This is a genomic window from Rothia sp. HMSC069C10 (assembly GCF_001812205.1).
Classification (GTDB): Bacteria; Actinomycetota; Actinomycetes; order Actinomycetales; family Micrococcaceae; genus Rothia; species Rothia mucilaginosa.
In genome coordinates this window covers 207,207-217,057 of the sequence record NZ_KV808305.1, presented here as the reverse complement: position 1 = coordinate 217,057, position 9,851 = coordinate 207,207, and the positions used below count along the sequence as shown (strand labels likewise).

General features: G+C 58.9%; 8 protein-coding genes and 1 tRNA gene. 7 read left to right on the top strand and 2 right to left on the bottom strand.

Annotated elements, in window-relative coordinates; genetic code table 11:
* The 4 genes from HMPREF2842_RS08155 to HMPREF2842_RS08140 all read left to right on the top strand — a co-directional run.
* The coding region (locus tag HMPREF2842_RS08155) for a glycosyltransferase family 25 protein (RefSeq protein ID WP_070644123.1) at positions 1–716 on the top strand (716 nt) is incomplete at its 5' end.
* Positions 717–1,101: 385 nt separating this feature from the next.
* Positions 1,102–1,923: a glycosyltransferase family 25 protein gene (locus HMPREF2842_RS08150; RefSeq protein WP_049355013.1), complete on the top strand. Its 822-nt coding sequence runs from the start codon at positions 1,102–1,104 to the stop codon at positions 1,921–1,923.
* Between the two features lie 45 nt (positions 1,924–1,968).
* The gene (gene rsmA, locus HMPREF2842_RS08145) at positions 1,969–2,841 is read left to right on the top strand and encodes a 16S rRNA (adenine(1518)-N(6)/adenine(1519)-N(6))-dimethyltransferase RsmA (RefSeq protein WP_049341563.1); all 873 of its coding nucleotides are present in this window, start codon (positions 1,969–1,971) and stop codon (positions 2,839–2,841) included.
* 67 nt (positions 2,842–2,908) lie between these two features.
* Positions 2,909–3,910 carry a GHMP family kinase ATP-binding protein gene (locus HMPREF2842_RS08140; RefSeq protein ID WP_070644120.1) on the top strand — a complete coding sequence of 334 codons (1,002 nt, stop codon included), beginning with the start codon at positions 2,909–2,911 and terminating at the stop codon, positions 3,908–3,910.
* Positions 3,911–4,069: 159 nt separating this feature from the next.
* Here the strand turns inward: HMPREF2842_RS08140 and HMPREF2842_RS08135 are convergent, their stop codons facing one another.
* Positions 4,070–5,899 carry an ABC-F family ATP-binding cassette domain-containing protein gene (locus HMPREF2842_RS08135; protein ID WP_049346766.1) on the bottom strand — a complete coding sequence of 610 codons (1,830 nt, stop codon included), beginning with the start codon at positions 5,897–5,899 and terminating at the stop codon, positions 4,070–4,072.
* 232 nt (positions 5,900–6,131) lie between these two features.
* Here HMPREF2842_RS08135 and HMPREF2842_RS08130 point away from each other — a divergent pair.
* From HMPREF2842_RS08130 to HMPREF2842_RS08120, 3 genes are all read left to right on the top strand, one after another.
* Positions 6,132–6,202: transfer RNA gene (locus HMPREF2842_RS08130), tRNA-Gln, on the top strand.
* An 87-nt stretch (positions 6,203–6,289) separates the two neighbouring features.
* Positions 6,290–7,744: a bifunctional UDP-N-acetylglucosamine diphosphorylase/glucosamine-1-phosphate N-acetyltransferase GlmU gene (gene glmU, locus HMPREF2842_RS08125; protein ID WP_070644117.1), complete on the top strand. Its 1,455-nt coding sequence runs from the start codon at positions 6,290–6,292 to the stop codon at positions 7,742–7,744.
* A gap of 20 nt (positions 7,745–7,764) precedes the next feature.
* Complete coding sequence (locus tag HMPREF2842_RS08120) at positions 7,765–8,745, top strand: ribose-phosphate diphosphokinase (protein ID WP_049352070.1); 981 nt, start codon at positions 7,765–7,767, stop codon at positions 8,743–8,745.
* 166 nt (positions 8,746–8,911) lie between these two features.
* Here the strand turns inward: HMPREF2842_RS08120 and HMPREF2842_RS08115 are convergent.
* Positions 8,912–9,851, bottom strand: a 940-nt coding sequence (locus HMPREF2842_RS08115) for an arsenate reductase/protein-tyrosine-phosphatase family protein (RefSeq protein ID WP_070644113.1), incomplete at its 5' end; no start/stop codon positions are given.

The following is a 9,851-nucleotide window of genomic DNA, read 5'->3' as shown; positions in this document are numbered from 1 at the left end:
TGGATAACCGTGATAATCACGTCACTGATGCACAATTCGATAGCAAGCTGTTCTTGACTCGTTACGGTAAAGAGCCGAGGCCTGCCGAAAAGGGTTGCGCTTTGAGCCACTACCACATGTGGAAGGACTTCCTCGCTTCAGATGCCGACTGGGCTTTGCTGGCAGAGGACGATGTCCTCATTTCCCCTGACCTGCAGCCTGTAGTGGAGAGGATTATCGAAAAGTATCCTCACGTGCAGATGGTTAACCTGGGTGATATCTACGCTTCTGAAGCTGGCAAGCTCAACCCGCAGGTTGATTACCCCCGTCTTTCGTTGCTTTCTCCTTTTGTGTACGGCAAGTACCGTATGGGTAGTGCCTATGGTTCAAAGCCTCTGTATGGTGCTGCCTTGTATCTTCTTTCGCGTTCTGGGGCTGAACGACTCGTAGAATGTTATGGCGAGACGGTTCCCGGCGTTGTTGCTGATGATTATTCCCTCTACCGAGAATGGGGAGTGGACGTATATTTGGTGCAGCCCGGCCTGTGCGGTTGGGAAGGTACCAGCCTCATTCAAACTTCTGGCGTTCGTCACTTGGAAAGTCTCAAGAGCACGCAGCATGGCACCGGTTTTATCGACCGGTTGCGCATCGCTCTGGCGCCGAAGAAGCGTATTGCGAACGCGAAGAACATTCTGGAAGCCACCATTGATGATGTGAAGCAGCGCCTGGGACGTTAACCCAGAGACGGATTGGGCTACTGTCATCACATAAAAATGTAAATATGTGGGTCTTCTGCCTGTCTAGTATCCCCTCCCCATCGTGTATCTGCGGTAGGGAGGGGATTTTTGCTGTGCACCAGTACGACGCGTGCCATATCGCGTTTTAACCTGCGGAGACCTGAGATTGGCGCATGGTGAATGATAGAATTCTTTTTACGTTGCACTGCGGTGTGCGTATTTATCACACGCTCAATATTTCAGACTCCCTGCCGTTTACGCACTGATTTTTAAGATTGATGAACCCCTCTGTTGTGCAGGTGGTCTGAAGTTCTGAAAACTCATCATTAACCGACGCGATCTTCTACTGCTTAGGTCTTCTGGATGAGTTATTGAAGGGAAAAACATGGCAAAGATTCTGAAGTATGTTCTGGGCCTGGACGGCGCGAACCGTTTTGAATCGTTCTATTCGGTGGGCGCACCTGTGCAGGATTTTGTCCGTTATTCTGCGGTGGATAACCGTGATAATCACGTCACTGATGAAGAATTTGACGTTGAGTTTTTCCGTAGCCGCTGGCATCGCGACCCCAGCCCCGCGGAGAAGGGCTGCATGCTCAGCCACGTGAAGATGTGGCGTGACTTTGTTGCGAGCGACGCCGACTGGGCACTGATTGCTGAAGACGACATCCTTCTTTCTCCGGATGCTGAGGCGGTGGTGAACTCAATCATCACGAAGTACCCGCAGGTGCAGCTGGTGAACCTCTGCGATTCTTTTGCGAATGATGCCGGCAAGCTGAATCCGCAGGTCGAATACATCCGCCTGTCTCTGCTGTCTCCTTTTGTGCACGGTAAGTACCGTATGGGTAAGCCGTACGGTACTTGGCCCCTGATTTGCACCGGTCTGTACCTGATTTCCCGTTCGGGCGCTGAGCAGCTGCTCAAGCAGTTCGAGGGTAAGGCGCCGGGTACTGTGGCTGATGACTATAAGCTGTACCAACAGTGGGGCGTGGATGTGCGTTTTGTGCAGCCTGGCCTGTGCGGCTGGGAGGGCAGTAGCGTCATCCTGGAATCCGGTAAGCGTCATCTGGATAAGGTGAATAGTCTCCAGCACGGTACTGGTCCCCTGGATCGAGTGCGTATTGCTTTGGCGCCGAAGAAGCGTATTACAAATGCTAAGAACGCCCTGGAAGCCACTCTTGATGAGGTAAAGCAGCGTTTCTCGCGGTAACCTAAACTGTAACCTCCCCACCATCCACCTATGTGAAGGAACGCTGTGAACGATCTGCCCCTGCTCGGCCCTGCTGAGATTCGCGAGCTTGCCGAGATGCTCGGTATTCGTCCTACGAAGACTCTTGGGCAGAACTTTGTGATTGACCCCAATACGATTCGTCGTATTGTCAACGCGGCAGAGATTTCACCGGAGGAGACGGTGCTGGAGGTCGGCCCGGGCCTGGGTTCGCTGACTCTCGGTATCCTGGACGCTGCGAAGGACATGGTGGCGGTGGAGATTGACCCGCCGCTGGCTCAGCAGCTTCCGCACACGATTGAGAAGTTCCGCCCCGAGAAGGCGGACGATATTGACGTGGTGCTCATGGATGCTCTGAAGGTCACCGAGCTGCCGCGCACTCCGGATGCTCTGGTAGCGAACCTGCCCTATAACGTGGCGGTTCCGGTGCTGTTGCACCTGTTTGCGCAGTTCCCGAGCATTCGTCACGCCCTGGTGATGGTTCAGGATGAGGTCGCCGATCGCCTGTCCGCAACCCCGGGTTCGAAGATTTACGGTGTGCCCTCGGTGAAGGCCAATTGGTATGCCGAGGTGTATAAGGCGGGCGTGATTGGCAAGAACGTGTTCTGGCCTGCGCCGAAGATTAACTCGGGCCTGGTGGGTTTCCGCATGCGCGAGGAGCCTCTTTCTACCGTTGACCGTGACCTGGTGTTCACGATTGTGGATGCCGCTTTCGCTCAGCGCCGTAAGACTCTGCGCGCTGCGCTGAGCTCCTGGGCGGGTTCGGGTGCGCGTGCGGAGCAGATTCTGGTGGCTGCCGGTATCGCTCCGACGGAACGCGGTGAGAAGCTGGATATTCACGGCTTTATCCGCATTGCGGAGGCTTCGCTGACTATTCCGGCTGAGCCCGTAGCGGAGTAGCTTCTTCCCGCTCTGAATTTTCACTGACGTTCTCACGCGAGTTCCCGCGCGAAAGGTGTATGCGCTGATGAGTACCCAGGTCGCTATTTCGGTTGATGCTCCCGGTAAGGTCAATCTGTACCTCGCCGTGGGGGATGTCCGCCCGGACGGCTACCACCCGTTGACTACGCTTTTTGCGGCGGTCTCTCTAACGGAGACCATCACGGTCTCTGAGGGGCAGACACCGGGGCTGAGCCTGAGCATGGATATTGTGCCCGGCTCCCTGGTGGATCAGCAGATGCAGGCGGGGCAGTTCGACCCTGCCGCTGTGCCGATGGATGAGCGGAATCTTGTGTACCGTGCCGCCGAGCTAATCCTTGCGGAACACGGTATTGAATCTGCCCCGGCGCTGCACCTGCATATTGCGAAGGCTGTGCCCGTGGCAGGCGGCATGGCTGGCGGCTCAGCGGACGCGGCTGCCGCCCTCATTGCTACGGACCGCTACCTGCACACAACCGGCCGCACCGATGCGCTCCTGACCCAGATGGATTATGAGCGTCTCGCCGCGCAGCTGGGCGCCGATATTCCCTTTAGCGTGCGCGCCGCGCTCGGGCAGACCCTCGCCCTGGGGCAGGGGACCGGTACCGAGCTGCAGAACGTTGCGGCGCCTCGGGAACCTCTGCACCTGGTAATCGTTGCCGCGCAGTTTGGCCTCTCAACCCCCAGCGTATTCAAGCAGCTGGATGCGGGCCGTGCCTCGGGGCTGTACCCTGCCTCCGGTGAGCTGGTGGAACCTGCAGAGCTTCTGTCCGCACTGAGCTCCTATGACGGTTCGGAGGCGGCGTTCGCCTCCTTGGCGCCGCTGCTCCGTAACGACCTGCAGGCTCCAGCGCTGTCCTGCGCCCCGCAGCTTGAACAGACCCTGAACCTGCGCGATAGCGAGGGCGTGTATGCGTCCCTGGTGTCCGGTTCCGGTCCGACGGTGCTGCTGCTGGTTTCTTCGCAGGCTCGGGCGGAGGCTCTTGCGTCCGCTCTTCGCGCTACGGGCAACCACGCTGTGAGTGCGGTCAGTGCGGTTCTGCATCATTAGTAAAGACACTGTTGTTTTGACATCCACGGCGAAGACGGCAGATTACATGGCGAAGTACGCTCAAGCCGATAGCTACCGCTGTTGCGGAGGGGTGAATATATACACAAATGCCGGTTCTAGATTGAATCTAGAACCGGCATTTTTCTATGTCTATAGACCTTAGCCCAGCAGTTCGGAGAGCTCGAGCCAGCGCATTTCTAGCTCGTCAATCTCATCCTGAAGGGTCTGCTGCTGCTCGCCGAGTGCCGCCAAACCGGCGTAGTCCGAGGCATCGTGTGCGCTCATCTGCTCGGAGAGCTTCTCCTGCTCTGCAGTGAGCTTGGTGAGGCGGCGCTCAATCGCACCAGATTCCTTCTGTGCCGCACGTAGCTCGGCACCGGAGACCTTCGGGGTATCCGGCTCAGCAGAAGCCTGCGCCGAGGAGGCGGCACGTGCCTGTGCGCTACCGGCGGCAGAACCGCCAGCACCGGCTGCAGAGAGCGCCAAGTACTCGTCCACACCGCCGGGCAGGTGACGGAACGAACCGTCAATCACGGCGTACTGCTGATCGGTGACGCGTTCCATGAGGTAACGGTCGTGGCTGACCACCAGCAGGGTACCCGGCCAGGTGTCCAGCAGGTCCTCCATTGCGGCGAGCATATCGGTGTCCAGGTCGTTGGACGGCTCGTCGAGAATTAGCACGTTCGGCTCATCCAGCAGAATCAGCATGAGCTGAAGGCGACGCTTCTGACCACCCGAAAGGTCCTTGACCGGGGTAGACAGCTGCGCGCTCGTAAAGCCCAGACGCTCCAGCATCTGCGAAGGAGACAGCTCCTTACCATCGGCAATGTAGCTACGCTTCTTACGGCCAATCACATCCGAGACGCGGTCGTTGGCGACCTCGTTGAGCTCATCGAGCTGCTGGGTCAGGGTCGCAATCTTCACGGTCTTACCGTGCTTGACGCGGCCCTCGGTCGGTTTCAGGTCGCCAGTCACCAGAGAAAGCAGAGTGGACTTACCCGCGCCGTTCACACCCAGGATGCCGGTGCGCTCGCCGGGAGCAATACGCCAGGTGACCTTCTTCAGCACGGGGCGCTTGCCGTCGGGCATCGAGGGGTCGTCGTAGACGACGGAGACATTTTCGAGGTCGACCACGTCCTTGCCGAGGCGGGAGACTGCCATCTTCTTCAGCTCCACGGTGTCACGCACCGGCGGGACATCCGCAATGAGGGCGTTGGCGGCATCAATGCGGAACTTCGGCTTAGAGGTACGCGCGGGCGCACCGCGGCGCAGCCAGGCGAGCTCCTTGCGCATCAGGTTCTGACGCTTCGCCTCCGCTGCGGCTGCCTGGCGGTCACGCTCCACACGCTGCAGAATATACGCCGCGTAGCCGCCCTCGAAGGGTTCGACGATGCGGTCGTGCACTTCCCAGGTGTCGGTACAGATTTCGTCGAGGAACCAGCGGTCGTGGGTGACGACCATGAGTCCGCCAGCATTCTTGGACCAGCGGGACTTCAGGTGGTTAGCGAGCCAGGTGATGGCTTCAACATCCAGGTGGTTGGTGGGCTCGTCGAGCATGAGCACGTCCCACTCCTGCGCGAGTAGGGAGGCGAGCGCTACGCGTCGACGCTGACCGCCGGAAAGAGAGGAAACCGGTGCGTCCCAGGGCAGATCGGAGACCAGACCGGAGATAACGTCGCGGATGCGCGCCTGGGATGCCCACTCGTATTCGGGGGTGTCTCCCACAATCGCGTAGCCGACCGTGTGGTCGTCGTCGAGTACGTCGGACTGGTCGAGGTAGCCGATGCGGGTGCCGCCGCGCACGGTGACGCGGCCGGAGTCCGGTTCGAGCCGGCCGGCAAGGATCTTCATGAGGGTGGACTTGCCGTCGCCGTTACGGCCGACAATACCGATGCGGTCGCCTTCGTTCAGACCGACGGTGATGCCTTCAAAGATGGTTCGGGTAGGGAATTCGAGGTGCAGCGATTCGCCGCCAAGTAGATGTGCCACGCCTTCTAGGGTACAGGGTGAGTCTTCGGTTCAAGTAGCGCCCCAAGCTTTGATGAGGGGCTACATCAGTGTTGAGAAATGCCGCGGGGTTTTGCCTGGGTGCGCGGCGAGGTTGAGGGCAGATATTTGATAAACTGAGGAAAGCATTTCCTGCATTGCGCTGTTCTGTGCCCAAAATGGCGGCTAACGACGGTGATGACCTTCGGGGGACTCATCGGTGATGTATGGATAATCCGCCATGGTGTAATGGCAGCACAGCGGCCTTTGGAGCCGTTTGTCTAGGTTCGAGTCCTAGTGGCGGAGCGTAAGCACTCAACGGCACCGTTGATAGAGAGTTGGCGGTCCGCGCTCACTCCTCACTCTTACAACCTCGTCTAAGGAGTCTTCCCAGTGAATACTGAACTGGCACCCTCTGCAGTGATTGTTCTGGCTGCAGGCGCTGGTACGCGCATGAAGTCCGCTACCCCCAAGGTTATGCACGGTATTGGTGGTCGATCCATGGTTGAGCATGCTGTCGCTGCTGCACGCGATCTGAACCCCGAGCGCCTCGCTGTTGTGGTACGTCACCAGCGCGATAAGGTTGCTGAGCATGTGCTTGCGTTTGACCCTGAGGTAACCATCGTTGATCAGGATGAGATTCCGGGTACCGGCCGCGCTGTTGAGGTCGGTCTGAACGCCCTGGATGCGCAGGCACCGGTCTCCGGCACCGTCCTGGTGACCTACGGTGACGTTCCCCTGCTGCGCACTGAGACTTTGCGCGAACTGATTGCCTTCCACGAGGACGACAAGAACTCCGTAACCGTCCTGACCACCCACATTGATGAGCCCGGCGCCTACGGCCGTATTGTCCGTAACCAGGCTGGCGAAGTGACCGCCATCGTTGAGGCGAAGGACGCTTCCCCCGAAGAACTCGAAATTACCGAAATTAACTCCGGTATTTACGCTTTTGACGCCGCTGTTCTGCGTGAGGCACTGCTCGAGGTGACCACCAACAACGCACAGGGCGAGAAGTACATTACCGACGTTCTGTCCATCGCTCGTTCTAAGGGCTACCGCACCTCCGCTCTGGCTATTGAGGACCGCTGGGAGGTCGAGGGTGCTAACGACCGCGTGCAGCTGGCTCAGCTGGGTCGTATGCTCAACAACCGCATCCTTGAGGCTCACATGCGTAACGGCGTGACCATTGTTGATCCTGAGAACACTTGGGTTGACGTCACCGTCACCATTGAGAACGACGTAACCCTGCTGCCCGGTGTGCAGCTGCACGGTTCTACCACCGTCGCTACCGGCGCTACCATTGGCCCGGACTCCACCCTGACTGACATGACCGTCGAGGCTGACGCTACCGTCATCCGCGCGCATGGCCACGGCGCTGTCATTGGCGAAGGTGCAACTGTTGGCCCCTTCGCATACCTGCGCCCCGGTACCACCCTGGGCAAGGACGCTAAGCTTGGCACCTTCTGCGAGGCTAAGAACTCGCAGATTGGCGATGGCGCAAAGATTCCGCACCTGTCCTACGTTGGTGACGCCACCATCGGTGAGGGCGCGAACATTGGTGCTGGATCTATTTTCGCGAACTACAACGGTCTGGTGAAGAACCGCTCCGTTATCGGCGCGCACGCCCGTATGGGTTCTGCGGGCATTTACGTTGCACCTGTTACCGTCGGTGACGGTGCCTACTCCGGCGCGGGCGCGCTGATTCGTAAGGATGTTCCTGCTGGCGCCCTCGCCTACTCTGAGACTTCCCAGCGCACCATCGATGGCTGGGTTCTGAAGAACCGTGCCGGTACCGAACCCGCCGAGGCCGCTAAGGCTGCTGGCGCGCAGGAACCGGCAGAATCCTAATTCGAGGAAAGAACAACACCATGAGTAGCGAGATTACCAACCCCGGTGAGCGCAAGCTTGTAGTGGTCTCCGGTCGAGCACACCCCAAGCTTGCCGAGGAGATTGCGCAGGCACTTGATCACGACCTGCTGCCCACCTCCGCATACACCTTCGCCAATGGCGAGACCTACGTCCGTTTTGAGGAGTCGGTGCGCGGTGCGGACGCTTTCGTGATTCAGTCGCACCCGGCACCCATCAACGAATGGCTCATGGAGCAGCTCATTATGATTGATGCACTCAAGCGTGCATCTGCTCGCTCTATTACCGTGGTGTCTCCTTTCTACCCCTATGCTCGTCAGGACAAGAAGCACAAGGGTCGTGAGCCTATCTCGGCACGTCTGATTTCGGACCTGTACAAGACTGCAGGTGCTGACCGCCTGATGTGCGTGGATCTGCACACTTCGCAGATTCAGGGTTTCTTCGACGGTCCGCTGGATCATCTCTTCGCGATTCCGGTTCTGGCTAAGCACATCCGTGAGCGCGTTGAGGATCTGTCGAACGTGACCGTTGTGTCCCCGGATACCGGTCGTGTGCGTGTGGCTGAGCACTGGGCTGACCTGCTGGACGGCGCACCCCTGGCGTTCGTGCACAAGACCCGCGATATTAACGTCCCCAACCAGGCTGTTTCTAAGACTGTTGTGGGTGACATCGAGGGTCGTACCTGCGTGCTGATTGACGACATGATTGACACCGGCGGCACCATTGCTGGCGCCGTGAAGGTCCTCATGGACAAGGGCGCGAAGGAAGTTATCATCGCGGCAACCCACCCGGTTCTGTCCGATCCGGCTGCTGAGCGTCTGTCTCAGTGCGGTGCTGTGGAGGTCATCGTGACTAACACCCTGCCCGTGCCGGAAGAGAAGCAGTTCGATAACCTGACTATTCTCTCCATTGCTCCGTTGATTGCTCGCGCTATCCGTGAGGTCTTCGACGAGGGTTCTGTGACCGAGATTTTCGATCACTAGGCTTCTAAAGCCTAACGAAAATCCCCCGCTGACTGTTGGTCGGTGGGGGACTTTCTGCTATTGAGGCTAGCTAAGTTGTAGAGGCTAAAGCTAACCCGGTTGGAACAGATATCTGTCCCAACCGGGTTAGCGCTGTATTTAGCCTCGTATGTTTAGCGGTGTGCGTTTAGCGGTGTGCCTGTGCGAGCCAGGGCAGAATGATGCGCAGGGACTGCTCCACCTCGTCCACTGCAACCTTCGCTGCTGCGGGGCCGCGGCGGTAGGGGTCTTCCAGCCTATCGGTATCAAGCGGGCGGGCACCGTAGGAGTAGAGATAAGACAGCGGCTCGGCGCGGCGTGCATCCTCGCGGATACGTGCAACCTGCTTGAGGAGCTTAATCTTGGCGTGGTGCTGGGGCCACTCGCGCACAATCCAGTCGGCGTGCACCTTCTCGGCTACCAGGATGATGGTGGCGTTCTCAATAATCTGTTCGTTGAGCTGGCGGGATGCGAAGCCCCCCGGGTTGTAGCCTCGCTTGATGAGTTCGTTGGCTACGTGTTCGTAGACGCCGTGGCCGACGAGGGCGCCGGTGCCTGCGCTGGAGAAGATCCACTTGTCTTCCAGACCGTACTCGGCGGCAAGGTGCTTGGAGATGACCTCGCCGGATGCGCTGCGGGCAATGTTACCGGTGCACACGAAGAGTGCTTCGAAGGGGCCGTCTTTGCCGGTGCTGTCGGTACGGTTGAGAGTCTTGGGGGAGAACTTGAAGAGCGGGGTGCGTTCGCTGCGGGAGTTAGTAACGGGGGAGGAGTGTGCGTTTCCTGCGCTCTGGCTGTTGGCTTCTTCCGGGTTGGCGAGCTCTTCGGCATCAACGGTGGGCGCGTTATGCTGGCCCACGCGGATAATGCTGGGGCCTGCGGGCTTGCCGTCTACGTCGAGAATGTCACCGGGGGTAGCCTCGATATCGGTGTGGGTGAGGGGCTGTGCGGAGACGGTTGCAGTGCCGTCGGCACTGAGCTCTTCTTCGGGAGTGACTTCCTGAGCGGCTACCTCGGAGGGGGAACGGACTTCGTAGTCTCCGATGGCTTCGCGGAGTGAACCGTCGGGGGTGATGGTACGGCCGGCA

Excerpts from the sequence above, each read along its gene's own strand:
- HMPREF2842_RS08120 (WP_049352070.1), top strand. The coding sequence starts at position 7,765 with ATGAGTAGCGAGATTACCAACCCCGGTGAGCGCAAGCTTGTAGTGGTC.
- HMPREF2842_RS08150 (WP_049355013.1), top strand. The coding sequence starts at position 1,102 with ATGGCAAAGATTCTGAAGTATGTTCTGGGCCTGGACGGCGCGAACCGT.
- HMPREF2842_RS08140 (WP_070644120.1), top strand. The coding sequence starts at position 2,909 with ATGAGTACCCAGGTCGCTATTTCGGTTGATGCTCCCGGTAAGGTCAAT.